The organism is Chitinophaga sp. CC14 (assembly GCF_048957795.1).
GTDB classification, from domain to species: domain Bacteria; phylum Bacteroidota; class Bacteroidia; order Chitinophagales; family Chitinophagaceae; genus Chitinophaga; species Chitinophaga ginsengisegetis.
In genome coordinates, this window is the sequence record NZ_JARBFY010000001.1 from 2,168,932 (window position 1) to 2,195,067 (window position 26,136).

Consider the following 26,136-nt stretch of genomic DNA (forward strand, 5'->3'; position numbering starts at 1 on the left):
CGAGCAGGTTTTGATTTTTCGGGAAGCAACGGAATAGTCTACATCTACAATAGTACCGGAGTGATTGCAACTGTTCCACAAGATAATCTTGTAACGCATAAGAAGTAATATATGAAAGTAGCCTTTTTTATAACGATCATACTAGTCTGTGTTTTAAGAGTCCATGCGCAGCAAAATAAAGACGACTATAAAACAATGGTTGATTCAGCCATCGCCATGAAGTATACACCACTTTTGGAGGCGAGTAAAAAACAGAAGCGTGAATATTATCTTGAAAACTTGTATTTGTTAAATGAGCATGATCAGCCGTTAAGTTATGTGTCATCTGATAGTAAGTTTAAATTTATTAATATTTATGATGAACGGAATAGGAAAATATTGTCAAAAGGTATTTATGCCTGGAAAGTATTTACTGCATTAAATAAAAATAAGTTCGTAGTCACTATTATCAACTTTTATATAACCTATAAAAGTCGCAATTATAGCTTTTCCAATGGAGGAGGGGCAGAAGCAGTATTTGAATATTCTTGCGATGAAAATAAATGGAAGTTAATTACTTTCGATAACCAGGGCATTTAGTCGCAACATAAAGTTGCAGGTATTGCTTGCGGCTTTATGGATCTTCATTTTAGCAAAAACGCATCCAGCGTTTTTTAAGATTAAACCAATGATAAAGAAATTAATATTTTACATAGGGTTAATGCTATTGGGGATATCATGTAAAGTCCTAACGGGCGGCCATGATAAGAGTTTAATGAGGCAGGTGTACCAAAATCAAAGGTCTTATTATGATGTAAAAATCAGTGATAAGGAAAACTATATAAGTATTATCAATTTTGGCAGGAAAGGCAGGGAAGAGCTATATAAGAAAAACGGGATACAGCTATCAGAATTACAGGATTGTATTGTATTGGAAGGATTTAATCCTGGCTGGGGAAATTATTGTGGATTACTTATAAGCAATAAGGGGAGTTATGTTTATGGAAATAAAACAACAGGGAAATGGGATATGGCGTTAATCAATATTGATAGTGATGATATTGAAAAAAAAGCCGGGATTACAAGGGATGTTATAGATAGAGTGAGATTATGGGATACTTTGTATATCAATAACCAAAGCAAGCAGTTAGGGACTTATGCGACTGATGGATTTGTTTTTATGGCAACACGGGTCCGGTATATTGATAGGCATAGTGCGAAAATCGAAACTATAGCGTTCAATGAATTTGGACATTAATTTGTAAAAGTTACAATTAAAAATTGGAGGAGCATCAGTCCCGGCAGGTGCCGATCCGTTCAGCTCCACCTGCTGGGTGGTATTAACCCGTACACAGTTGCTTATTATCTATTTATACAAAAACTAAAGAATTCCTTCCAAAAGCGTTATACCAATTGCAATTGTTCTCGAATTCGATTTCGTGCTACGGTTCCAATTCAGCACTGCATCCCGGAGTATATCTTTATCATCTCCCAGGGAATCATCTTCGGGATTTGTTACTATGCCAGAAAGCTCATCTATTAAAGGCTGTAAAAGGGCTTGAGCAATAGAGGTCCCCGCGCCGGCTGGTAGTGGCGTGGCGCTGTGTGATTCAATAGCAGCGGCCAGATGGTCAACTACCTGGTCAAAACTCTTGCCTCCAACAGCTCCATCTAATATTGATGCGCAAGCAAAATCATCTAAAAGTTCCCTGGTTTTACTGTCTGGTAAATTTGTCCCGGTTTGCTCATCCTTATTTTTAGCCTCATTTAAAAAGGATTCCACACTTTTATCAGCCAGTGACTTAATTATTGAAATTGTACTTTCTTGAAATTTATGTGTTGCCATAAAATGGTTGTTAAGAAATATGGTAAAACAAAAGCGACCAGGGAAACAAACAAAACAAAAAGTATCCGAAAAGGGTTCAAATGAAGTTGACGAAATTTTGATTCCTTTCCCCACCTGCCTCACCGCATCATTTTTTTTCTTTACTTTGTCCACAGAAGCAGCTAATCACTTTCACTTTATGTTCCACGCGAATGAAATAAAGGAATGGCAGCGTCGTATCGGCTTATACGACGACGAGGTAGCGTACAGGGAACTGTTCCTGCACTTCTATAAGCCACTGCTGAAGTTTGCCACCTCTTTTGTAAAGTCTGCCGAAACAGCCGAAGAAGTGGTGTCCGACGTGTTCATCAGCCTCTGGGAACGCCGCCAGCAGCTGGAAAACGTGAATAACCTGCAGGTATACCTGTATGTAAGCGTAAAAAATACCTCTCTGAAATACCTGCTCAAACAAAAGAAGCAGTCTGCTATTACGATTGATGAATTGTCTGTAGAGCTGGCAAGTCCGCACCAGAACCCTGAACAGATGCTGCTGACGGCAGAAATGCTCTCGCGCATTGAGGCCGCTATTGAAGGATTGCCGCCCCGTTGCAAGATCATTTTTAAGCTGATCCGTGAAGATGGCCTGAAATATAAAGAGATAGCCGAAATCCTGAATGTGTCCGTTAAAACCATTGACAACCAGCTGGCTGTTGCCCTCGCTAAAATAGCCAGGGTACTGAATGTGCAGCTGAAGAAATCCTCCCGCTGATACCCCGTCCCAAAAATATTTTTGTTTCCTTTAGTAGATATTGATTCCAAATGGTACCTATATACAGAGTAGCTATCGAAATCGTTATGAATAATAAGCGCGTATGGGAACTGATAGGCAGGAAACTGGCCGGAGAAGCATCTGCAGAAGAACTGCAGGAGCTGGAAGGTTTATTGCGTGCCCATCCTGATCTTCACTTTCCCGTGGAAGCCATTACAGATATCTGGAAAACAACGCCGGATCCGGCCGACAGGGCGGAAGGAGAGGACGCGCATATCCGTCTTATCAGCCGCATGCAGGAGAAGGGGATAGCTATTGGTTTACCAACGGAAGAACAGCAGGCCGCTATTTTCCAGCTGGAAACCCGGACAAGAAGCCCCTGGCTGCGTTACCTTGCAGCCGCTGCACTTGCCGGTATCCTCATCACAGCAGCTGCCTGGTGGTGGCGGCCCGCAGGAAAAGCCGCTCATTCACCCGCTATCAGCGAAGTAACTACCCGTAATGGTTCCCGCACTTCCATACAACTGCCCGATGGCTCCCATGTGTGGCTCAATGCCGGCAGTAAACTAACCTACAACAAAGATTTTGGCAATAACAACCGCGAGGTAAACCTCAGCGGCGAAGCCTTTTTTGATATCGCTAAAAACGCGGATTACCCCTTTATTATCCACACCACCCGCATGGATGTGAGAGTATTGGGAACCCGGTTTAACCTGAAAGCTTATCCGGGCGATAAAATGACCGAAGCCACGCTGCTGCAGGGCAGTATTGAGGCTTCTCTCGCCAGCCGCCCCGGCGAACGGATCATTCTGAAACCCACGGAAAAAATCCTGGTATCGGACGACTCTTTACATGAGGTGAAAACCAATGATCCGGTAATGGCCGTAAAACATCTTACTTACTATGCAGAACAAGAAGATGCGATTGTAGAAACTTCCTGGATGGAAAATAAACTCGTATTCCGCGATGAGTCATTCGCATCGCTGGCCGCCCGCATGGAGCGCTGGTACGGGGTAACTATTCAGTTTGCTGATAAAAAGAAAGAAGAGCTGCGGTTCACCGGTGTGTTTGCACAGGAAAACATTCAACAGGCATTGCAGGCATTACAAATGACTGCTGCATTTAATTATACCATCCACGGTACAGAAATTATTATTAACCAGTAATATTTCCGTTATGAAAAAAGGACACAGATTTAATTCGTCTTGAGCTACTGGTAACTAAAAAGGGAAATGCGCCAACATTTCCCTCCTGAAGCATAACAGGAAGCTTCGCCAATCCTTAAAAACAGCTGGCTTCCATTTTATTACCTCTAGATCTAAAAGTATGAAAAAATCGCTAACAACTGCGAAGCGACCCTCCCATGCCTTCAAAAAAGTCTTATTAATTATGAATTGGACCGCCGTACTGCTGCTGGCAGGTGTGCTCCAGGTATCTGCCAATGCGAAGGGGCAGGGAACGATAACTCTCCGGCTCAAAGAAACGGAGATTGCCAAAGTGCTCAGTAGTATTGAGAAACAAGGCGAATACCGGTTCCTGTATAACAACGCATTGAAAGACATCAGGAAGAAAGTGGATGTGGATGTAACCAACACACGTCTGGCTGACCTCATGAGCGAAATACTCAACAATACCGGCCTGAAATATAAAGTAATTGAGAATAACCTGGTGGTCATCATGGCCAACACCGGGGAATTGCAGGACATCAAAATTACCGGTAAAGTAACCAGTAAAGATGGAAATACACCGGTGCCCGGTGCTACCATCAGCATCAAGGGAACTTCCCGTGGAACCGTTACCGGGCCGGATGGCACGTATACGCTGACGGTGCCGGAAAATGCCACGCTGCTGGTATCCTTTATTGGCTTCACCAGCCAGGAAGTACCGGTTAACAGCCGCTCTGTGATCAACATCTCCCTGGTAGAATCAGTGAGTATGGTGGAACAGGTAGTGGTAGTGGGTTATGGCGTACAACGCAAGGTAGATGTTACCGGCGCTATCAGCCAGGTAAAAGGAGAAGAGATCAATAAACAGCCTATCAATAACGCGGTAAGCGCCCTCCAGGGAAAAGTGCCCGGCGTAACCATTACCAATATGGGAAAGCCCGGCGCAGCGCCCGAAATCAAGATCCGCGGTACCGGTACCATCTATGGCAGCGCCAATCCATTATATGTGGTAGATGGGGTGTGGTATGATGATATCAACTTCCTCAACCCTGCCGATATCGAAAATATGAGTATCCTGAAAGATGCTTCCAGCGAAGCTATTTATGGTATACGTGCGGCAAACGGTGTAGTGCTCATCACCACAAAAAAAGGAAAATCCGGAAAGCCGGTCGTGAATTATAACGGCTATGTAGGCTATCAGAAAGTAACCAACGAGGTGAAAATGGCCGATGCCAGTCAGTATGCCACCCTGGTTAATGAACTGCAGGAACGCAACGAGAATAAACCCCCGCTGTTCGATGATCCTTCCCAGTTTGGAAGAGGCACCGACTGGTACCATCAAACCCTCCGGAATGCACTGGTAACCAATCACCAGCTGTCTGTAAGTGGTGGATCAGAAAAATCTACCTATAATTTCTCTATAGGTTATCTGCACCAGCAAGGTTTAGTGAATACCAACGACTTTACCCGCTATACCGCCCGGTTACAAAACGATTTCCAGGTATTTGAGCCACTGAAGATTGGTTACACGGTTACTGCGTCTGCCAATAAATCAAATGACGTTCCCGACTTTATCTGGCGCCAGTTGTACAGTGCCGGCCCCGTGGTACCGGTGCATTATGCCGATGGTACGTATGGTGATCCGAACGATTATAACCTCGGTGAAGGTGCAAACTTCAACCCACAGGCAACCCTCGACTTTTTCAACCAGTTCACCAAAAAACAAACCGTTACAGGTAGTTTATACGCTGACCTGCGGTTTGCCAAACACTTTACTTTTCACACCAGCATTGGTGGTGAATACGGCGAAAACCTGATGCGCAACTATGTGCCCGTGTTTGCGGCTACCATCGCACAACGCGCTACCAACAGTAAACTCACCCGCGAAAATACCGATACCCGCAACTGGATCGTGGAAAATACACTGACCTATCAGAATAAATTCAAAGACCACGACCTGAGAGTATTGCTGGGCCAGGGTGCACAGCGTTATCAAACTTATAAGCTTACTGCTACCGCACCTAATGTGCCGAATAACAGTGAAGGAGATATGTACCTGAAACTTGGCAGCACCGCCGGCAGGGAAATAACAGATGAAGGAGATATCTACACCGTATCTTCTTATTTCGGAAGAATCAATTACTCCTTTAAAAACAGGTATCTCCTCAATGCTTCGCTGCGTGCCGATGGCGCGTCCCGGTTCTATGGCAATCAACGCTGGGGTTATTTCCCTTCTGTAGGGGTGGGCTGGATCATCAGTGAGGAAAGCTTTATGAAGCAGCAACATTTCTTCGATAACCTGAAACTGCGTGGCAGCTGGGGCCAGATAGGCAATGCCTCTGTTACTTCCAATATCTCCATATTGAGAGTAGCCCAGGATCCTTACCTCACTGCTGTCTTTGGTGGTAATGTATACACCGGCGCCAGCATCAACTCCGTAGTACCGCCTACTACCTACTGGGAAAAAGGCGTAGGTACGGATGTGGGATTGGAAGCCAGTATGCTTAATAACCGCTTGTACCTGGAAGCAGGTTTCTATAACCGGAAAACAGTGCAGGCCATTTTTGATGTAAACATTCCAGGTTCTGTAGGTACTAATTCCGGTACTATCATCGCCAACCAGGCCGATCTTCAGAACCGCGGCCTTGAATTTGCAGTAACCTGGAAAAGCCAGATAAAGAAAGACTTTACTTACTCCGTTGGAGGTAACCTCGGTTATAACGAAAACAAAGTATTAAGTGTAGTATCCGGTAAAAATCCTATCTATGGCGGCGGTGGTGGCCTTACCAGTGGAGCACTGAGTACCCGTACTATGGTCGACAGGCCCATAGGTGAGTTTATAGGCTATATGGTAGATGGAATTTTCCAGACAGATGCGGAAGCATTAAACTCCGCACAGCCCAAAGCAAGAGCAGGAGACTTTAAATACAGGGATGTAAGCGGACCAAAAGGCGTGCCTGATGGCGTTATTGATGCAAACGACCGCGTGCCATTGGGTAACCCGAACCCCCGCTTCAGCTATGGCATTAATACCTTTTTTTCGTGGAAACAATTTGATCTTACCCTCGATTTCCAGGGCGTGGCAGGTGTAGATGTATACAATGTAAACCTCGGTGCGCGTTTTGGTAATGAAAATTTCACCAAAGATTTTTACGATAAACGCTGGCATGGACAAGGTACTTCCAATACCTATCCTTCTGCTTTCATCGGCGGCCGCGATAACTACCTGCCTAACTCTTTCTTCGTGGAAAACGGCAGCTACTTCAGGATCAGGAACATCCAGCTGGGATATAACTTCCCCGCTACTATGACGGAAAGATGGGGCATGAAAAACCTGCGCGTATTTGCAAACGCCCAGAATGCTTTCAACTTCTTCCAATACCGGGGATTCACACCGGAAATTGGCGGTAAGCCCAGGGAAGCCGGTATCGATAACAACGTATACCCACTCTACGCAACCTACAATTTTGGTGTAAATGTTACTTTCTGATAATAAAGCAGACTTGTTATGAAACGAAATACTCAACTTAATATACAACGTTTAGCCGGTGGCGTTATATTGCCGGCATTATTGGTCATCGCTGGTTGCGGGAAATCATTTCTCGATGTACCCCCACAGGGACAGCAACCCAGCGAACAGTTCTGGAAAAATGAAGCAGATGCCACCAAAGCAGTAAATGCTATTTATGCTAACCTCCGCGAATGGAAACAGGTAGCATTTGCCGCCATCGCTATAGAAAGCCTGGGCTCCGATGATGCGGAAAAAGGAAGTAACGCTTCCGACGCCAGCTTCCTCAATAAGTACGACGATTTTTCGGTAACTGCTACAGAAGGACAGATCCTTGATTTCTGGAAAGGACAATACCAGGAAATTAATTTCTGTAACCAGGTACTGGATAATATTCCTGCCATCAGTATGGACGATGCACTGAAAAACCGCTACCTCGCTGAAGCAAAATTCGTACGTGCGTATGCGTATTTCCGGCTGGTACGCGCCTTCGGTGATGTGCCCCTGCGCCTGAAAATAGCAGTGGACGCCAGCGAATATAATTTACCAAGAACGCCAAAGGCAGAAGTATGGGCAGCTATTGAAAAAGACCTCACGGAAGCAGCAGCGGTATTGCCGCCGGCATATCCCGCCTCCGACGCAGGACGTGCTACCAAAGGCGCCGCACTGGCCCTGCATGCAAAGGTGGCCATGTACCTCAAAAAATGGCCGGATGTGCTCAATTATACCAACCAGGTAATGGGACTGGGATATACCCTGTATCCTAACTATGAGCAACTGTTCCGCATTGCGAATGAAAATTCCAAAGAATCCATTTTTGAAATCCAGTGCCAGCTGATCCTGAACAGTAAAGATGCCTCTAACTCCCAGTACTCGCAAATACAAGGAGTAAAAGGTGTTGTAGGCGGTGGATGGGGCTTCAACGTTCCCACACAAAGCCTCGTAAGTGAGTATGAACCCGGCGATCCGCGAAGGGATGCTACCATCATTTTCAGGGGAGAAACCACACCGGAAGGCGATCTTATACCCCCTACCGGCGATAACCCGATGTTCAACCAGAAATCGTATGTGCCTTTCCGTTTGTTCGTAACCGGCTATACAGAAGGCGCCGATCAGAATGTGCGCGTGATCCGTTATTCGGAAGTGCTGCTCATGAACGCGGAAGCTGCCAATGAACAAGGTAACACCGCCCTGGCACTCACTTCGTTGAACGCTGTAAGGGCCCGCGCACGTGGCAACAATGCCGCCATACTTCCTGATGTAACCACTACCAATAAAGAAGCATTACGCAATGCAATATGGCATGAAAGAAGAGTAGAGCTGGCCATGGAAAACGACCGCTACTTTGATGTAATCCGCCAGGGAAGAGGCGCTGCCTTATTTAGTACTAAAGGCTTCGTGGCCGGGAAAAATGAGGTATGGCCTGTTCCGCAGAATGAAATTGATATCAGCGCAGGAACACTGACACAAAATCCGGGTTACTAATCTCTAATAAAACTATTATGAACTTCAGATATCAATCATACGCACTGCTGGCAGCCATCACGCTGTTCGCGTCGTCTTGCTATAAAAAGTTTGATGCCGACAGCTATAAACCGGCATTGTCTATCGGTGGTTATACCAGCGCATCCGAAATTGCTCCGGGCAACCTGGTGGCCTACTGGGGATTCAACGATAACCTCACCGACAGCATCTCTAAAACAAACTGCGACAATAGCGGTACCTCTTTCACTACAGGTATCAAAGGCCGCGCCCTTAAAGGCGCAGATAAAGCATATGCGCTGTTCACACCAGGAACTGCTATCACGGGTCTCAAAGCATTTACTATCACGCTGTGGGTAAACAATCCGCAAAATACCAACGGTATCGTAGGACTGCTCAGTCTCAGCAATACAAAAAGCTTCTGGGGCAACATCGATATCTTTTTTGAAAATGGCAGTACCGACACAAAGGCGATACTGAAAATGCACGTAGCCAGCGCACAGGGAGAAGCATGGCTGGGTAACTATGAGTTACAGAATGTATGGGACAGGTGGACTAACCTCGCATTGTCCTACAACGGTGTGGATTCTTTTAAGGTATATGTAAATGGATTAAAGATCGCCACACACGTGATGAGCGGAGCCGGTCCGATCCAGTTCCTGAACCCGGGCAAAATGGTGTTTGGTACTTCCCAGTTCCAGACCGTTCCCAGTCTTACTTCCGAAGCTACGGCACAGGACTGGGCCAGCTACCTCACCGGTGGTCTTGATGAAGTAAGAATTTATAATAAAGCATTGGAAGAAGCAGATGTCAGCGCCCTCGTTAAACTGGAAGGGCGGGGTAAATAGTTTGATATGAAATGGATAGCTTGTTTATTATTGATAATAACAGCAGGCTGCGGTAAGAGCGGGGGCGACAATACGTCGCCTCCGCCCGTTACGCCGGCCTCCTTCAGCTTTCAGGCGCAGCGTGTGGATAGCGTGTCTGCCGGTTTTTCTTACTACGGTACCGGCACACAACCCGCTGTCAGGATTTCTTTTTCCGATGCAGTGTTGCGTAGTTCTGTTGCTGCTGCCTGTTCTTTTACCGCTAAAGGCGGTGATAACGTGCCTTATAACGTAACGTGGGAGCACGGCGACAGTACCCTTGTACTGAAACCCGTTGCGCCACTGTCTAACCTCACCGCCTATACGATTACTGCGGGCACCACTTTGCTGTCGGTGAAGAACGCCAAACTTCAAACAGCTGTTGCATTATCGCTGGTAACCGCTATAGATACCACCGATAAATTCCCGCGGATCTCTGATGATGCACTGCTCACGTTGGTGCAACAGCAAACATTCAAGTACTTCTGGGACTTTGGTCACCCGGTAAGCGGCCTCGCACGCGAAAGAAACACCAGCGGCGAAACCGTTACTTCCGGTGGCTCCGGCTTTGGCATCATGGCTATCATCACCGGGATAGAACGCCATTTTATTACCCGCAGCGAAGGACTGGCACGCATACAAAAAATAACCACTTTCCTCGGCACAAAGGCGGCGCGCTTTCACGGCGCCTTCCCGCACTGGCTCAATGGCAGCACCGGCGCAGCTATTCCTTTCAGCACAAAAGATAACGGCGCCGACCTCGTGGAAACGTCCTATCTCATCCAGGGACTTTTAACCGCACGCCAATACTTTAAAAATGCAGATATAACGGAAACGCAGCTACGAAATGATATCAACGCGATCTGTAATGCAGTGGAATGGAACTGGTTCAGGAAAGATAATGCAAACGTGCTGTACTGGCACTGGAGCAACGAGTATAAGTGGGACATGAACCTGCCGGTGAAAGGATGGAATGAATGTTTGATTACCTATATCCTCGCGGCTTCTGCACAAACGCCGGTACCCAAAGCTACTTACGACAGCGGCTGGGCAAATAACGGCGCCATACGCAACAATAATTTGTATTACGATATCAAACTGCCGCTGGGACCCGCTTTGGGCGGACCGCTGTTTTTCTCGCACTACTCTTTCCTCGGTATCAATCCCAAAGGATTAAAAGATACGTATGCAGATTATGAAGAACAAGTGGTAAATCATACACGCATCAACTACGCCTATTGCGTTGCCAACCCGGGAAAGAACTATGGCTATGGCGCCGATTGCTGGGGCCTCACCGCCAGTGATATCCCCAACGGCTATACGGCAAGCTCGCCTGTTAATGATGTAGGCGTTATTGCGCCCACTGCAGCTCTGTCGTCGTTCCCATATACCCCGCAGGAATCCATGCGGGCGCTGAAATTCTTCTATTACAAACTGGGCGATAAAATCTGGAAGGAATACGGCTTTACAGATGCCTTTTCCCTTCAGCACATCTGGTTTGCCAATTCATTCCTGGCCATCGATCAGGGGCCGGTGATAGTGATGATAGAAAACCATCGCAGCGGGTTATTGTGGAACCTGCTAATGAGCTGCCCGGAAATAAAAACCGGTATGCATAACCTGGGCTTTACCAGCCCCCATCTCTGAAAAAAAGAAAAATAATGAAGTATATCCTGTTTATCGGCTGTTTGTTTTTCCTGCTGCAGCCGGCAATGGCACAAAAGAAAGTAGCGGTGAACCGGCAAAAAATGTCGGACGAACAATTATTGGAACTGGTACAAAAACAAACCTTCCGCTACTTCTGGGATTTTGGTCACCCGGTATCCGGTATGGCGCGCGAACGCAGCAACAAAACCTTTGATTACGGCGATGAAGTAGTGACCACCGGCGGCACCGGCTTTGGCATAATGGCGATCATTGTGGCCGCAGAACGTAAATGGATCACCAGGGAAGCCGCCGCACAACGGCTCCTGAAAATTGTGGACTTCCTCCGGAAAGCAGATAGCTATCATGGGGTTTTTCCACACTGGCTGAATGGCAATACAGGTAAAACAATTCCCTTCAGCCGTAAAGATGATGGCGGCGACCTGGTGGAAACATCTTTCCTGTTTCAGGGTCTCCTTTGCGCGCGCCAGTATTTCAGCAACGACACACCAACGGAAACGGAGCTACGAAGTAAGATCAACTGGACCTGGAATGAAACAGAATGGAACTGGTACACACAGGGCGGACGCAATGTATTGTACTGGCACTGGAGCCCTAACAACGGCTGGAGTATGAACCACGAAATCAAAGGATGGAACGAATGTCTTATCACTTATGTACTGGCGGCGTCCTCTCCGCGTTACGCCATCAGCCCGGAAGTATATCACCAGGGCTGGGTAAACAATATTTATTTCAGGAACGATCGTACCTTTTATGACATCAAACTCCCGCTGGGATTTGATTACGGCGGACCGCTCTTTTTCTCACATTACTCTTTCCTCGGGTTAAATCCGCACGGATTAAAAGACCGGTACGCTGACTACTGGGAACAAAACCTGCATCATACGCTTATCAACCGTGAACACTGCGTTCGCAATCCAAAAGGATTTAAAGGATACGGCGCCAACTGCTGGGGGCTTACCGCCAGCGATACGTATGACGGCTATAATGCACATTCGCCTGAAAACGACTGGGGTACTATCACACCCACCGCAGCACTATCCGCGTTCCCCTACACGCCTGAATATTCCATGCAGGCGCTCAAACATTTTTACTACGATCTGGGCGATAAGATCTGGACGGAGTATGGCTTTACCGATGCATTCAACGAAACAAAGCAATGGTACGCATCTTCACACCTGGCTATTGATCAGGGCCCTATTGTGGTGATGATAGAAAACTACCGCACCGGCTTGTTGTGGAAGTTATTTATGAGTTGCCCGGAAATTAAAGAGGGGTTGAAGAAACTTGATTTTGAAACTACGGTAAAATAGTTATGATGAGAAGATGGATATATGCGCTGGTGATCATGTTCATATGCATGGATACCACTGCGCAAACTACCTATTGTAACCCGGTGAATATTGATTACGGCTATTGTCCTATTCCCAACTTTACTACCTGGGGGAAACACCGTGCCACCGCGGATCCGGTAATTGTAAATTATAAAGGAGACTACTACCTGTTTTCCACCAATCAATGGGGATACTGGTGGAGTCCGGACTTGCTCAACTGGCATTTTGTAGAGCGGAAATTCCTGAAGCCGTATCATCATGTATATGATGAACTATGTGCTCCCGCGGCATGGGTAATGGGCGATACCTTGTTCGTATTCGGCTCTACCTATACCAGCGATTTCCCCATCTGGATGAGCACCAATCCCAAAGGAAATGAATGGAAAGAAGCGATCGACTCCCTGCAGATAGGTGGCTGGGACCCTGCTTTCTTTGCAGATGACGATGGCCGTTTGTATATGTACAATGGCAGCAGCAACCGCTATCCGTTGTATGGCGTGGAAATGAATCGCAGTACCCTGCAACCAAAAGGCACGAGAAAGGAAATGTACCTGCTGGAGCCGGATCGCTATGGCTGGCAGCGTTTTGGGGAAAACCTGGATAATACTTTCCTGGACCCCTTCATTGAAGGCGCCTGGATGACAAAGCACCACGGAAAATATTACCTGCAATACGGCGCGCCTGGAACTGAGTTCAGTGGCTATGCCGATGGAGTAGTGGTAGGCGATCATCCGCTGGGGCCCTTTACGCCGCAATCAGACCCTGTTTCGTATAAGCCTGGGGGTTATGCCCGTGGCGCTGGTCATGGCGCTACATTCCAGGATAATAAAGGATTTTGGTGGCATGTATCTACAATGGTAATTGCTGTGAAAAACAGCTTTGAACGGCGTATCGGCTACTGGCCCGCCGGTTTTGATAAAGAAGATGTGATGTTTTGTAACACCTCTTTCGGCGACTACCCGCATTATATTTCAAGAAGCGCCGATACCACCGCTTTTGATAACGCCGGGTTTACCGGCTGGATGCTGCTGAATTATAACAAACCGGTTACCGTATCTTCCGTGCATGGCGGTTATCTCCCCAATAACGCTGTAGATGAAAGCATAAAAACATACTGGAGCGCGGCCACCGGCAACAAGGGCGAATGGATACAGACAGACCTCGGAAAAGTTAGCCGCGTAAATGCAGTGCAGGTAAATTATGCCGATCAGGATGCGCCATTTTTAGGTAAGCAAACGGATATTTATCACCAGTATATACTTTGGTTTTCGGAAGATGGAAAACATTGGAAGATGCTGGCCGATAAAAGCAAACAACGCAAAGATGTACCGCACGATTATATCGAATTAACAAAGCCGGTGCAGGCGCGTTATATCAAAATGGAAAACATCCATATGCCCGGCGGAAAATTCGCACTCAGCGGGTTAAGGGTATTTGGCAACGGCAACGGCGCTGCACCGGATACGGTGAAAGACCTGCTGGTGCTTCGCACGGAGAAGGATAAACGAAGCGCCTGGATCAAATGGTCGCCGGTAGATAATGCGTACGCATACAACATTTACACCGGTACCTCACCGGATAAATTGTACAGCTGCATCATGGTGCATAACAACAACGATTATTACTTCAAAGGCATGGACAAAGACCGCCCCTATTATTTCTGTATAGAGGCCATCAATGAAAACGGCGTATCTGCCAGAACAAAAGTGATAAAAGCAGAATAAAACAAACAGTATGAAACATACACATACCCTTTTGAAAAGCGCGCTGGTAGCGCTGGCCCTGTCGGTTGCCGGCAAGGTGCAGGCGCAAACAACAGACGCGAAAATGAATACGTTTGTGAGTGCGCTGATGGGAAAAATGACATTGGAAGAAAAGATCGGGCAGCTGAACTTACTCACGCCGGGTGGTGGTGTGCTTACCGGTTCGGTGGTAAGCAGTGATGTGGAAGCGAAGATCAGCAAAGGCAATGTAGGCGGTTTGTTTGGCGTGATCGGTGTGGAAAAGATCCGGCAGGCACAGGAACTGGCGGTTACTAAAAGCAGGCTTAAAATTCCGCTGATTTTTGGATCGGATGTGATCCACGGATACAAAACCACTTTCCCTATTCCGCTGGGATTATCCTGCAGCTGGGATTTGCCGCTGATTGAACACAGCGCCCGGCTGGCGGCTACGGAAGCCAGTGCCGATGGTCTTTGCTGGGTGTATTCCCCGATGGTGGATATCGCCCGCGATCCGCGCTGGGGCCGCGTTGCGGAAGGCTCCGGGGAAGATACTTATCTCGGTTCAAAAATAGCTGCCGCTATGGTACATGGCTACCAGGGCAACCGGCTGGGTGATAAAAACAGCGTGATGGCGTGTGTAAAACACTTTGCCCTGTATGGCGCCGCGGAAGCCGGAAGGGATTATAACACCACCGATATGAGCCGCATCAAAATGTATGAATACTACCTGCCGCCGTATAAAGCGGCCATAGATGCCGGCGCCGGTAGCGTCATGACTTCCTTCAACGAAATTGATGGCATCCCCGCTACGGCCAATAAATGGCTGCTGACAGACCTGCTCCGCAAACAATGGGGCTTTAAAGGCTTTGTGGTAACGGATTACACCGCTATCAATGAAATGATGGCGCATGGCCTCGGCAACCTGCAAACGGTATCGGCGCTGGCATTAAAAGCCGGCGTGGATATGGACATGGTAGGCGAAGGTTTTGTTACCACCTTACAACAATCCCTGAAGGAACATAAAGTAACGCTCACCGAAATCAATGATGCCTGCCGCCGGGTACTGGAAGCAAAATACAAACTCGGCCTGTTTGAAGATCCGTATCGCTACTGCAACACTGCTACCGCCACCAAAGAAGTGCTGAGCGCAGATAAAAGACAGGCGGCAAGGGAACTGGGCGCCCGTTCCTGCGTGTTACTGAAAAATGACCGGCAAACATTGCCGCTGAAAAAATCAGGCACCATCGCACTGGTAGGGCCACTGGCCAATAACAAAAGCAATATGTTGGGCACCTGGGCTGTAAGTGGCGATGCGCAGTTATCGGTACCCGTACTGGATGGCATGAAGCAGGTAGCCGGCAGCGGTGTGAATATCCTCTACGCCAAAGGCGCTAACATCAGCGATGATACCAGCTTTGCCAAAAAAGTAAATGTATTTGGCGAAAGAATAGACATCGATACCCGCACGCCGGAGCAGCTGCTCACAGAAGCACTCACCACCGCCGCTAAAGCGGATGTAGTGGTAGCTGTGGTGGGCGAAGCATCAGAAATGAGCGGAGAGGCGGCCAGCAGATCAGATATCGGTATCCCTGAAAGTCAGCGTAAACTGCTGGCAGCACTGGCCCAAACCGGCAAACCGCTGGTAGTGGTACTCATGAGCGGACGGCCGCTCACCCTCACCACCGAAAATGAACAGGCTACTTCCTTGCTGGAAGTATGGTTCCAGGGTCATGAAGCGGGCAACGCCATTGCAGATGTCCTCTTCGGAAATTACAATCCTTCCGGTAAACTCACCATGAGCTTCCCCCGGAATGTAGGACAGATTCCCATCTACTATAATTATAAAAATACGGGCCGTCCGCAGCCGGAAGGGCCTACACAGAAATTCCGTTCCAACTACCTCGATGTAGCCAACGATCCGCTGTTTCCTTTTGGGTACGGACTTAGCTACACCACCTTTAAATATGAAGGTCTTACACTGAGCGTCAATAAAATAAGCAGTGGCAAAACCATCGATGTAGCGTTTAAACTCACCAACACCGGCGCTTATGCCGGCGAGGAAATAGTACAGCTGTACCTGAGAGACCAGGCAGCATCCGTTACCAGGCCGGTGAAAGAGCTGAAAGATTTTCAGAAGATAAAGCTGCAGCCGGGAGAAAGCAAAACTGTTCACTTCACGATCGATAAGGAAAAGCTGTCGTTTTTTAACAGCCAGCTGCAATGGGTAGCCGAACCGGGTACATTCGACCTGATGATCGGCGCGTCATCGGCTGATATCAGGCTGAAAGAAACCTTTGAATTATTGTAGGGCGCATATGGTTTTTTACTGGTTAAAATAAGCAGGGTCGCCCGGAAGGGCGGCCTTTTGCTTTTGGGGTGCTGAAAGCTTATATTTGAGCACTGACCATTAGTACTTATTTTATGGAACCTATCACTGCAATACAACTAAAAAGTATTCCTGCTCTCAAAGAGGTGCCGCTGGAACAGCTGCAGTGGCTGATCTCCCAGTCGGAAGAAAAGCTGGTGCCGGAAGGCGAACTGATGTTTAAAGCCGGTGATCCGGTGATCGCCACCATCATTGTGATTTCAGGAAAGGTACGTATCTCTGCCACCATCAACGGCCATTACCGGGAAATTGTAGAGCTGAACGACGATAACATTACCGGCTGGCTGCCGTTCTCCCGTGTGAAAACTGCAATGGGAAATGGCCTGTGCCTGAAAGATACCAGGATCCTGATTTGCCCGGCGGAAAAGATCAAAGCGCATATTGAGCAGCATTACGAACTAACGGAAGCGCTGGTGCATATCATGACAAGCCGCGTGCGGGAAACCACTTCCTCACAGCAGCAGAATGAAAAAATGATGGCGCTGGGAAAATTATCCGCGGGCCTGGCCCATGAACTGAATAACCCGGTAGCCGCCATTTGCAGAAGCTCGGATAAACTCTTTGAAAATATCAGCCATATCCCCGTGATATTTAAAGAGATGGCAGCGCTGTGTTTATCACAAGAACAGGCCACCGCTATTGTTGATAACCTCCAGCAGTGGTGGAGCAACAAGCCATCAAAAGCGCCATCCGTACTGGAACTATCTGATAAAACAACTGCTATCGAAGACTGGCTGGAGAGCAAAAATATCTCCCGGATAGAAATAGCAGAAATACTGGCGGAATATGGTGTGGAAACTACCATACTGGATGATTTCAGCCGGCAGTTTGATCCGGCCCACCTGGATGTGATCTTCAGCTGGATACATGGTGCACTGGAAGCCAACAGGATGGTAGGCGACCTGCAGATCTCTTCAAAAAGAATATCCGACCTGGTAAGCGCCGTGAAAAGATATACTTACATGGACCAGGAGCCGGATAAACAATTCATCGATATCCACAGCGGTATCAGCAACACGCTTATCATGCTGGATTACCGCCTCAAAAAAGGCAATGTGGAACTGGTGGAAAATTTTGATACCTCACTGCCAAAAATAAAAGCGCTGCCCGGAGAACTGAACCAGGTATGGACCAATCTCGTGGATAATGCACTGGATGCAATGGAGCCCGCAAAAAAAGGACGGCTGGAAATAGCCACCACAAAGGACCGCCAGTGTGTGCATGTAACCATCACCGATAACGGACCAGGTATCCCGGAGGAAATACAATCGCGTATATTTGAACCTTTTTTTACCACCAAAGACCTGGGAAAAGGAACGGGGCTGGGACTGGATGTAGTATCGCAGATCGTACAGCGTCATCGCGGATCTGTGAAACAAACTTCCGTACCCGGTAAAACCATTTTTACCATTTCATTTCCCATAGAGAATAATTAATGTAGAAGATATGAGTCTGCCTATAATATTTGTTATTGATGATGATAGACAGGTGCTGAACGCCATCACGCAGGACCTGAAATCGTATTACCGGAAGTCGTACCGCATATTAAGCACGCTGTCTGCCAACGAAGCGCTGCAAAGCCTGGTGGAACTGAAAAACAGGAACGACACCGTCGCTATATTTATTTCCGATCAGCGGATGCCGGAAATGGAGGGAGTCGACTTTCTGCAGCAGGCAATGGAAATATTTCCCGCTGCCAAAAGGGTACTGCTAACCGCCTACTCCGATACCAACGCCGCCATCAAAGCCATCAATGAGCTACGGCTGGATTACTATCTTCAGAAGCCCTGGGACCCGCCGGAAGAAAAGCTGTATCCTATTATCAATGATCTGCTGGACGATTGGCAAACCGAATACCGGCCCGAATTTCAGGGGATTAAAGTAGTAGGTTATCCTTTTTCGTCAGATGCCTACCGCATTAAGGAATTTTTGGCAAGCAACCTGATTCCCTATCATTCCATTGATGCTAATGGCGACGAAGGAAAATTGCTGTTGCAGCTGAATAACCTCGATACATCTGCTTTACCCGTAGTCATACTGGAACAGGGAGAAGTAATGAAGGCGCCCGCCATCATTGATATTGCGGCGAAAATCGGATTGAATCCCACGCTTAAAAATGAGATCTACGATGTAGTGATCATCGGCGCCGGCCCGGCAGGATTAGCCGCCTCCGTATACGGCGCCTCCGAGGGATTAAAAACCCTGCTGATAGAACGCCATGCACCCGGCGGGCAGGCAGGCACCAGCTCCCGTATTGAAAATTACCTGGGCTTCCCATCGGGATTGAGCGGCGCAGAACTCACCCGCCGCGCTATTACGCAGGCCACCAGGTTTGGTACGGAATTTTTATCGCCACAGTCGGTGAAAGAAATTAAACTCAAAGCAGATTACAAAATTGTTTGCCTGGAAAACGGCACAGAAATAAATGCACGCGCCGTTGTAATCACCACCGGCGTGGATTACCGCAAGCTGGATACCGTTGGGATAGAAAAGTTCACCGGCGCAGGAATCTACTACGGCGCCGCTACCACGGAAGCGGCCTCCTGCCGCGACCGCAGCGTGTACATCCTGGGTGGTGGTAACTCCGCCGGCCAGGCGGCAGTGTACCTGTCTAAGTTCGCAAAGGAAGTATTCATCCTTATCAGGAAAGAAAACCTCAACGCTACCATGTCGTCGTACCTGATAGACCAGATCCGCGATATCCCCAATATCAGTATTCTGAACAACAGCGAAATAGTGGAGGCTTCGGGCACCGACCGGCTGGGAAAACTGAAGATAGAAAACCTGCAGACACATGAAGTAAAAGAAGTGCCTGCGGATGCGTTATATATTTTTATCGGTGCAAGACCTTATACCGATTGGCTGGGAGATCTCATCATCAAAGATGAAAAAGGCTATGTGCAAACCGGCAGGGAAATGAAATCATTTGATTATTTTGGTAAACTCTGGAAGCTCGACCGCGAACCTTATCTGCTGGAAACCAGCTGTCCCGGCATCTTTGCAGCCGGTGATGTACGGTCCGGCGCTATGAGCCGCGTGGCCTCCGCCGTAGGAGAGGGCTCCATGAGTATTAGCCTGGTGCATAAGTACCTGGCAGAAGTTTAAAATCTTTTTTATGGCTTTATGTTCACACCTTGAAGCAATTACCGAAGTAAAAGTTAGCGCCAGCCATGTTTGCGAAGAATGCGTAAAACATCATGGCAAATGGCTGCACCTGCGTACCTGTCAAACCTGCGGCGTTACGCTTTGTTGCGACGACTCACCCGCAAAGCACATGACGCAGCATTATCATCAAACGGATCATCCGGTGATATCTTCTGCGGAGCCGGGAGAACAGTGGTTGTGGTGTTATAAAGACGGGGCGTTTGCGGAGTATTAAATAAAAAAAGAGGGAGACAATCGTCTTCCTCTTACACTACCGTTACTTTTACGCCCATATCTTCCATTTTCTTCACAATATGTTCGGAGATACCGCTGTCGGTAATAACTTCATCTATTTCTTCCAGGGAGCAAATGCGCCCGAAACCACGTTTTCCGAATTTGCTGGAATCCGCGAGTACAATGGTTTTCTGCGCGGTGGCCATCATTTTCTGGTTCAGGTGCGCTTCCATAATATTGGTGGTGGTGAGTCCAAACTCCAGGTCGATACCATCTACGCCGAGGAATAATTTACTACACGAGAAATCTTCCAGAATTTTTTCTGCATAAGATCCGGTAACAGAAGTAGAGCTGTTACGGAGATGTCCGCCAAGCTGGATCACTTCAATCTCCGGCCGGCGCAACAATTCCAGCGCTACGTTCAGTGCGCCGGTTATTACGGTAAGATGCCCTTTGGGTTGGATATTTTTTGCCAGCGCCTGCACAGAAGTACCGGAGGCTATAATGATAGCATCATTGGGTACGATGAGCGCAGCGGCGGCCTGCCCTATAATTTGTTTTTCCTCCCGGCGTATATTTTCCTTTTCATTCACCGGTTTGTCCATTGTATATGGATTGTGCACCGTAGCGCCTCCGTGTGAACGGAATAACAGTGACTTGTCCTCCAGCAGCTTGAGATCTTTTCGTATAGTCACGCCCGATACATCCAGCTCCTTACATAGCTCCAGTACATTAACATATCCTTTCTCGTGCAGTTTGCCGAGAATAAACTTATGACGTTCCGCAATATTGATCATAGACATATCAGATAAAAATAACGTATTAAAGTGTGTTGACACGGGATAATCTGAAAAAAATGCGCCTTACAAATATCCGGTAATTTTGTTTCAATTAGTTAATTATGATTACATATTGGCTGGTTAATATCCTTCGTTTTTATCTCATAAAATAAGATATGAAATAAAATGAAGTTATAGAGATGTTATAATTATATGTAATAATATTGATTTATAGTAATTTATATTTTTCTTTTTGTTTCTTTTCCGCTCATCAATAACTTTTTCACCTTTTTCATTTTATTTTATACTTTGGTTTCGAATTATTTCTTTTTGTTTTTATTACTATTGTAAAGAAAACAAATGAAACTAATTAAAAGTTATAGGGAGATAAAATGAAAAGAACTGAATCAATCAGGCAATTAAAGGAAGCAGGTGAACAACCGTGGGATCTTATCATTATAGGCGGTGGAGCTACCGGTCTTGGTATCGCTATGGATGCCGCCACCAGGAATTACCGGACCCTGTTGCTGGAACAGGCCGACTTCGCCAAAGGAACTTCCAGTCGCAGTACTAAACTGGTACATGGCGGCGTAAGATACCTGGCGCAGGGCGATATCGCCCTTGTACGGGAAGCCCTGTACGAAAGAGGACTGCTGCTTAACAACGCCCCGCACCTGGCCCATAACCAGCAATTTATCATCCCGCAGTATAACTGGTGGCAAGGCCCCTTTTATACCATCGGCCTCAAAATCTATGATCTCCTGTCCGGGAAACTGAGCCTCGGACGCTCCCGGCATATCGGCAGGGCAGAAGTGATCAACAGGCTACCCACCATCCGGAAAGAAGGACTGAAAGGAGGGATCGTTTATCACGACGGACAGTTTGATGATGCCCGCCTGGCACTAGACATCGCACAAACCGCCGTTGAAAACGGCGCCGTACTGCTCAACTACTTCAAAGTAAACGGCCTCGTTAAAAACAGCGCCGGCAAAATAAGCGGTGTACGCACACAGGACCTGGAAACCAATGAAACATTTACCCTCCGGGCCAAAACAGTGATCAACGCCACCGGCGTATTTGTAGATGAAGTACTGCAACTGGATAACCCGGCAGCACCCAATATGGTGAAACCCAGTCAGGGTGTACACTTGGTGCTGGACCCTTCTTTCCTCAACAGCAAAAGCGCTATCATGATCCCGAAAACGGACGATGGCCGCGTACTGTTTGCCGTGCCCTGGAATAATAAAGTACTGCTGGGAACCACCGACACGCCGCTCGATGAACACAGTATGGAACCCATTGCACTGGAAGAAGAGATCAGCTTTATTTTAAATACCGCAGGTAAATATCTTGATCGTCCACCCGCACGTGAAGATGTACTCAGTGTATTCGCCGGGTTACGTCCGCTGGCAGCGCCACAAAAAGAAACCGGTAGCACAAAGGAAATTTCCCGCAGTCATAAAATATTGGTAGCCCCCTCCGGACTGATCACCATCACCGGCGGTAAATGGACCACCTTCCGCAGGATGGCGGAAGATACAGTGGATCAGGCCATCAAAACCGGCGGACTGGTACCGGTAGGATGCAAAACAAAATCGCTGCATATCCACGGGTATCAGCAACAACCTTCCGCGCCCGCACCGCTGGACGTATACGGCAGCGACGCCGCCAGGATACAGGCATTTATGGCACTGTACCCCGGCATGAAAGAACAGCTGCACCCACGCCTGCCCTACATCAAAGCGCAGGTGATCTGGGCAGTAAAACATGAAATGGCTCAAACCGTGGAAGATGTGCTTGCCAGGCGTTTGCGCGCACTTTTCCTGGATGCGCAGGCTGCTATAGACATGGCGCCCGCAGTAGCTGCTATCATGGCCGCAGAAATGAACAAAGACATCACCTGGCAACAAAAACAGGTGAAGGATTTTATGCAGGTGGCACAACACTACCTCCTGAAAAACGGTACTACCTATAAACAACTGAAGGTTACGGCATAGACTAAACGAAAAAGAATACATCCACGTAAACATCCACGCAGAAAAAGAAAAACATGATCAGATACATTATGGCAATGGATCAGGGCACAACCAGCTCACGGGCCATTATCTTCGACAAAGCCGGCGCAATTATTTCCACGGCGCAGAAAGAATTCACACAACTGTTCCCGCAACCCGGATGGGTGGAACACGATCCCGCTGAAATATGGAGCAGCCAGATTGGCGTAGCCACAGAAGCAATGGCGAAAGTAGGGCTGGAAGGCGGCAACATCGCTGCCATTGGCATCACCAACCAACGGGAAACCACCCTGGTATGGGACCGCGAAACCGGTAAGCCGGTGTACAATGCCATCGTGTGGCAGGACAGGCGCACCGCCGCTTTCTGCGACGATCTTAAAGCTGCAGGCAAAGAAACGCTGGTACGCGAAAAAACGGGTCTTGTTATTGACGCCTACTTCTCCGGAACAAAAATCAGGTGGATCCTGGACAATGTGCCCGGGGCACGGGAACGCGCCAACGAAGGCAAGCTGGCTTTCGGAACAGTGGATTCCTGGCTGATCTGGAACCTCACTCACGGCGCCGTGCATGCAACCGATATCACCAACGCTTCCCGCACCATGCTGTTTAATATCCACACACAGGCGTGGGACGATGAACTGCTGGCCATGCTGGATATCCCGGCGTCTATGCTGCCGGAAGTAAAACAATCCAGCGAAGTATGCGGCGAAACCGCTCCCGGCGTCTTCGCCGTACAGATCCCCATTGCAGGCGTTGCCGGTGATCAGCATGCGGCCCTCTTCGGACAAATGTGTACCGCCCCCGGCATGGTGAAAAATACCTATGGCACCGGTTGTTTTATGCTGATGAACATCGGCGACACACCCATCATCAGCAAAAATAATCTCCTCACCACGGTAGCCTGGAAAGTAAACGGACAGGTACAGTACGCACTGGAAGGCAGCATCTTTATCGCCGGCGCTATTGTGCAGTGGCTGCGCGACGGTCTTGGTATCATCCGGGCCTCTTCTGAAGTGGAAGCCCTGGCCGCCAGCGTGGAGCAAAACGACGGCGTATACCTGGTACCCGCCTTCGCAGGGCTTGGCGCCCCGCACTGGGACCAGCACGCACGCGGTACCCTCGTAGGCATGACACGCGGCACCAACGCCGCGCATATTGCACGCGCCGCACTGGAAAGTATCGCCTATCAAACCATGGAAGTGCTGAAAGCAATGGAAGCAGATGCCAACATCAGCATAAAGGAATTAAGAGTAGATGGCGGCGCTACCGGCAACAACCTGCTGATGCAGTTCCAGGCAGATATCCTGCAAACAAAAGTAGTGCGTCCGGGCATTACAGAAACAACCGCCCTGGGAGCAGCCTATCTCGCCGGACTGGCTACCGGCTACTGGCAGAACCTGGAAGAAATTGCCAGCCAGTGGAAAATGGAAAAATGCTTCTCTCCAAAATTAGAACAGGAACAACGCCAGCAATGGATCAACGGATGGAACCGCGCAGTAAATGCCGCAAAAGCATGGGCTCACCAATAAAATTATAAACTATGTATCCTTATTTAGCTGAATTCATAGGTACCGCCTTATTGCTGCTGCTGGGAAACGGCGTGGTAGCCAACGTGGTACTGCATCAAACCAAAGGCAACAGCAGCGGCTGGATCGTGATCACCACCGGTTGGGCGCTGGCCGTATTTGTTGGAGTAGTGTTTGCCGGCCCTTACAGCGGCGCGCATCTTAATCCCGCTGTTACCATCGCACTGGCCACAGCCGGCAAATTCAACTGGGCAGATGTGCCTTTGTTTATTGCCATGCAGATGCTGGGCGCCATGCTGGGCACTACGCTGGTATGGCTCAATTACAAAGATCATCTCAATAACACACCGGACAAAGGATTGCAACGCGCCGTGTTTTGCACGGAGCCGGCTATACGAAATATCTGGCGCAACTTCATCTGCGAAGCTACCGGCACCTTTGTATTGCTTTTTACCATCTTCTATTTTACCAATGCAGAAGTAGGACCGGAGAAAACGCCGATGGGCCTGGGCTCTCTCGGCGCACTGCCGGTGATGTTGCTGGTATGGTCTATCGGGTTGTCGCTCGGCGGCACTACCGGCTACGCCATCAATCCGGCCAGGGACCTGGGGCCGCGTATCATGTATGCACTACTGCCTATAAATAGAAAAGGACACAGCGACTGGAACTATTCCTGGGTACCCGTTTTCGGACCAGTGGCCGGCGCTGTACTTGCTGCTTCATTATACCTGTTACTGAAGTAAATAACGTTTACCTATATACGCAATTAATAACACGTTAGAACCACGTACAATGAAAAAAAAGATCAATATCAGCCTTATAGGCAGCGCAATGGCAGTAGCCGCGGTATGCACCTTTAACGCCTGTAAAACAACCAAAACAACTACGGCTGCAAAAAATGGATATCCTTCTTTTTATACAGTAGGACATCGCGGCACAAGGGGCCTGATGCCGGAGAACACCATTCCCGCTATGTACCGCGGCTTAACCGAAGGCGCCAATACCATTGAGTTTGATGTGCATATCACTAAAGACGGACAGGTAATGGTATACCACGATGCATCTTTTACGCCATCATATACTACTATGCCGGATGGAAAAGATATCCCCGCGGAGAAACGGACGGACTATATTTTTTACCAGATGAACTATGCTGATATCCGCCCGTTTATCATCGGTGAAAAACCATACCCGGCCTACCCGGAGCAACAACACATGCGCTCCTACGCACCACTGCTGTCTGAAATGATAGACTCCGTGGAAGCCTATACGAAAGCGCATCATATGCCGGCGCCTTATTATCTGCTGGAAATAAAATCTTCCGAAAAATCAGATGGTAAGGAACAACCCGCACCGGAAGAGTATATGGACAAACTGATGGCCGTAAAACAATTACAACCACTTGGAAAACGGTTGCTGGTGCAGTCTTTCGACATGCGCCCACTACAGGTACTGCACCGCAGGTATCCTGATATGGCACTTGGATTTCTGACAGATGATAAAAAGAACGGGTTCGATCAGCACCTGGCGCAACTGGGCTTTACGCCGTTTTTCTATAATCCAAACTATAAGCTGGTAACACCGGAGCTGGTGAGCAAATGCCACGCTAAGCATATTAAAATTGTTCCGTGGACAGTGGACGATGTTAACGAAATGAAAAAACTGAAAGCACTGGACGTTGATGGTATTATAACCGACTATCCAAACAGGTTACGCGAAGCAGGGCTCTGACCA

General features: G+C 48.0%; 20 protein-coding genes. 18 read left to right on the forward strand and 2 right to left on the reverse strand.

Features of this window, described 5'->3' with window-relative positions; genetic code table 11:
* Nucleotides 1-111 precede the first annotated feature (111 nt).
* Entirely contained in the window at nt 112-579 is a 468-nt protein-coding gene (locus tag PV783_RS08830) for a hypothetical protein (protein WP_420987754.1), read from the forward strand.
* Nucleotides 580-667: 88 nt separating this feature from the next.
* Nucleotides 668-1,237, forward strand: a complete 570-nt coding sequence (locus PV783_RS08835) for a hypothetical protein (RefSeq protein WP_420987755.1) — start codon at nt 668-670, stop codon at nt 1,235-1,237.
* Nucleotides 1,238-1,360: 123 nt separating this feature from the next.
* Here the strand turns inward: PV783_RS08835 and PV783_RS08840 are convergent, their stop codons facing one another.
* Nucleotides 1,361-1,978: a hypothetical protein gene (locus PV783_RS08840; protein WP_420987756.1), complete on the reverse strand. Its 618-nt coding sequence runs from the start codon at nt 1,976-1,978 to the stop codon at nt 1,361-1,363.
* Nucleotides 1,979-2,003: 25 nt separating this feature from the next.
* Between PV783_RS08840 and PV783_RS08845 the strand changes: the two genes are divergently transcribed.
* From PV783_RS08845 to PV783_RS08900, 12 genes are all read left to right on the forward strand, one after another.
* The gene (locus PV783_RS08845) at nt 2,004-2,573 is read left to right on the forward strand and encodes an RNA polymerase sigma-70 factor (RefSeq protein ID WP_079469111.1); all 570 of its coding nucleotides are present in this window, start codon (nt 2,004-2,006) and stop codon (nt 2,571-2,573) included.
* A gap of 50 nt (nt 2,574-2,623) precedes the next feature.
* Nucleotides 2,624-3,739: a FecR family protein gene (locus PV783_RS08850; protein ID WP_420987757.1), complete on the forward strand. Its 1,116-nt coding sequence runs from the start codon at nt 2,624-2,626 to the stop codon at nt 3,737-3,739.
* 223 nt (nt 3,740-3,962) lie between these two features.
* On the forward strand, nt 3,963-7,229 hold the full coding sequence (locus PV783_RS08855) for a TonB-dependent receptor (RefSeq protein ID WP_420987758.1): 3,267 nt from the start codon (nt 3,963-3,965) through the stop codon (nt 7,227-7,229).
* A gap of 18 nt (nt 7,230-7,247) precedes the next feature.
* Nucleotides 7,248-8,732, forward strand: a complete 1,485-nt coding sequence (locus PV783_RS08860) for a RagB/SusD family nutrient uptake outer membrane protein (protein ID WP_420987759.1) — start codon at nt 7,248-7,250, stop codon at nt 8,730-8,732.
* A 17-nt stretch (nt 8,733-8,749) separates the two neighbouring features.
* Nucleotides 8,750-9,577, forward strand: coding sequence for a LamG-like jellyroll fold domain-containing protein (locus tag PV783_RS08865; protein WP_420987760.1), 828 nt, complete (start codon nt 8,750-8,752; stop codon nt 9,575-9,577).
* A 6-nt stretch (nt 9,578-9,583) separates the two neighbouring features.
* Nucleotides 9,584-11,242: a glucoamylase family protein gene (locus tag PV783_RS08870; protein WP_420987761.1), complete on the forward strand. Its 1,659-nt coding sequence runs from the start codon at nt 9,584-9,586 to the stop codon at nt 11,240-11,242.
* A gap of 14 nt (nt 11,243-11,256) precedes the next feature.
* Nucleotides 11,257-12,573 (forward strand): glucoamylase family protein, encoded by a 1,317-nt coding sequence (locus PV783_RS08875; RefSeq protein ID WP_420987762.1) that lies wholly within the window; start codon nt 11,257-11,259, stop codon nt 12,571-12,573.
* A 5-nt stretch (nt 12,574-12,578) separates the two neighbouring features.
* Nucleotides 12,579-14,318 carry a family 43 glycosylhydrolase gene (locus PV783_RS08880; RefSeq protein WP_420987763.1) on the forward strand — a complete coding sequence of 580 codons (1,740 nt, stop codon included), beginning with the start codon at nt 12,579-12,581 and terminating at the stop codon, nt 14,316-14,318.
* Nucleotides 14,319-14,328: 10 nt separating this feature from the next.
* The gene (gene bglX, locus PV783_RS08885) at nt 14,329-16,626 is read left to right on the forward strand and encodes a beta-glucosidase BglX (RefSeq protein ID WP_420987764.1); all 2,298 of its coding nucleotides are present in this window, start codon (nt 14,329-14,331) and stop codon (nt 16,624-16,626) included.
* A 113-nt stretch (nt 16,627-16,739) separates the two neighbouring features.
* Nucleotides 16,740-18,140, forward strand: a complete 1,401-nt coding sequence (locus tag PV783_RS08890) for an ATP-binding protein (RefSeq protein WP_420987765.1) — start codon at nt 16,740-16,742, stop codon at nt 18,138-18,140.
* Nucleotides 18,141-18,150: 10 nt separating this feature from the next.
* Complete coding sequence (locus PV783_RS08895; protein WP_420987766.1) at nt 18,151-19,809, forward strand: FAD-dependent oxidoreductase; 1,659 nt, start codon at nt 18,151-18,153, stop codon at nt 19,807-19,809.
* Between the two features lie 10 nt (nt 19,810-19,819).
* Complete coding sequence (locus PV783_RS08900) at nt 19,820-20,083, forward strand: UBP-type zinc finger domain-containing protein (protein ID WP_420987767.1); 264 nt, start codon at nt 19,820-19,822, stop codon at nt 20,081-20,083.
* Between the two features lie 31 nt (nt 20,084-20,114).
* Here the strand turns inward: PV783_RS08900 and PV783_RS08905 are convergent, their stop codons facing one another.
* Nucleotides 20,115-20,885 carry a DeoR/GlpR family DNA-binding transcription regulator gene (locus PV783_RS08905; RefSeq protein ID WP_336387249.1) on the reverse strand — a complete coding sequence of 257 codons (771 nt, stop codon included), beginning with the start codon at nt 20,883-20,885 and terminating at the stop codon, nt 20,115-20,117.
* A gap of 368 nt (nt 20,886-21,253) precedes the next feature.
* Here PV783_RS08905 and PV783_RS08910 point away from each other — a divergent pair, with 368 nt between their 5' ends.
* Genes PV783_RS08910 through PV783_RS08925 form a run of 4 tightly spaced genes read left to right on the forward strand, consistent with a single transcriptional unit; the run spans nt 21,254 to nt 26,133 of the window.
* Entirely contained in the window at nt 21,254-22,858 is a 1,605-nt protein-coding gene (locus PV783_RS08910) for a glycerol-3-phosphate dehydrogenase/oxidase (protein WP_420987768.1), read from the forward strand.
* 53 nt (nt 22,859-22,911) lie between these two features.
* The gene (gene glpK, locus PV783_RS08915; protein ID WP_420987769.1) at nt 22,912-24,405 is read left to right on the forward strand and encodes a glycerol kinase GlpK; all 1,494 of its coding nucleotides are present in this window, start codon (nt 22,912-22,914) and stop codon (nt 24,403-24,405) included.
* A gap of 11 nt (nt 24,406-24,416) precedes the next feature.
* Entirely contained in the window at nt 24,417-25,145 is a 729-nt protein-coding gene (locus PV783_RS08920; protein ID WP_420987770.1) for an MIP/aquaporin family protein, read from the forward strand.
* A 49-nt stretch (nt 25,146-25,194) separates the two neighbouring features.
* On the forward strand, nt 25,195-26,133 hold the full coding sequence (locus tag PV783_RS08925; protein ID WP_420987771.1) for a glycerophosphodiester phosphodiesterase family protein: 939 nt from the start codon (nt 25,195-25,197) through the stop codon (nt 26,131-26,133).
* The last annotated feature ends 3 nt before the right edge of the window (nt 26,134-26,136 follow it).

Excerpts from the sequence above, each read along its gene's own strand:
- PV783_RS08830 (WP_420987754.1), top strand. The coding sequence starts at position 112 with ATGAAAGTAGCCTTTTTTATAACGATCATACTAGTCTGTGTTTTAAGA.
- PV783_RS08835 (WP_420987755.1), top strand. The coding sequence starts at position 668 with ATGATAAAGAAATTAATATTTTACATAGGGTTAATGCTATTGGGGATA.
- PV783_RS08845 (WP_079469111.1), top strand. The coding sequence starts at position 2,004 with ATGTTCCACGCGAATGAAATAAAGGAATGGCAGCGTCGTATCGGCTTA.
- PV783_RS08850 (WP_420987757.1), top strand. The coding sequence starts at position 2,624 with ATGGTACCTATATACAGAGTAGCTATCGAAATCGTTATGAATAATAAG.
- PV783_RS08855 (WP_420987758.1), top strand. The coding sequence starts at position 3,963 with ATGAATTGGACCGCCGTACTGCTGCTGGCAGGTGTGCTCCAGGTATCT.
- PV783_RS08860 (WP_420987759.1), top strand. The coding sequence starts at position 7,248 with ATGAAACGAAATACTCAACTTAATATACAACGTTTAGCCGGTGGCGTT.
- PV783_RS08865 (WP_420987760.1), top strand. The coding sequence starts at position 8,750 with ATGAACTTCAGATATCAATCATACGCACTGCTGGCAGCCATCACGCTG.
- PV783_RS08870 (WP_420987761.1), top strand. The coding sequence starts at position 9,584 with ATGAAATGGATAGCTTGTTTATTATTGATAATAACAGCAGGCTGCGGT.
- PV783_RS08875 (WP_420987762.1), top strand. The coding sequence starts at position 11,257 with ATGAAGTATATCCTGTTTATCGGCTGTTTGTTTTTCCTGCTGCAGCCG.
- PV783_RS08880 (WP_420987763.1), top strand. The coding sequence starts at position 12,579 with ATGAGAAGATGGATATATGCGCTGGTGATCATGTTCATATGCATGGAT.
- bglX (WP_420987764.1), top strand. The coding sequence starts at position 14,329 with ATGAAACATACACATACCCTTTTGAAAAGCGCGCTGGTAGCGCTGGCC.
- PV783_RS08890 (WP_420987765.1), top strand. The coding sequence starts at position 16,740 with ATGGAACCTATCACTGCAATACAACTAAAAAGTATTCCTGCTCTCAAA.
- PV783_RS08895 (WP_420987766.1), top strand. The coding sequence starts at position 18,151 with ATGAGTCTGCCTATAATATTTGTTATTGATGATGATAGACAGGTGCTG.
- PV783_RS08900 (WP_420987767.1), top strand. The coding sequence starts at position 19,820 with ATGGCTTTATGTTCACACCTTGAAGCAATTACCGAAGTAAAAGTTAGC.
- PV783_RS08905 (WP_336387249.1), bottom strand. The coding sequence starts at position 20,885 with ATGTCTATGATCAATATTGCGGAACGTCATAAGTTTATTCTCGGCAAA.
- PV783_RS08910 (WP_420987768.1), top strand. The coding sequence starts at position 21,254 with ATGAAAAGAACTGAATCAATCAGGCAATTAAAGGAAGCAGGTGAACAA.
- glpK (WP_420987769.1), top strand. The coding sequence starts at position 22,912 with ATGATCAGATACATTATGGCAATGGATCAGGGCACAACCAGCTCACGG.
- PV783_RS08920 (WP_420987770.1), top strand. The coding sequence starts at position 24,417 with ATGTATCCTTATTTAGCTGAATTCATAGGTACCGCCTTATTGCTGCTG.
- PV783_RS08925 (WP_420987771.1), top strand. The coding sequence starts at position 25,195 with ATGAAAAAAAAGATCAATATCAGCCTTATAGGCAGCGCAATGGCAGTA.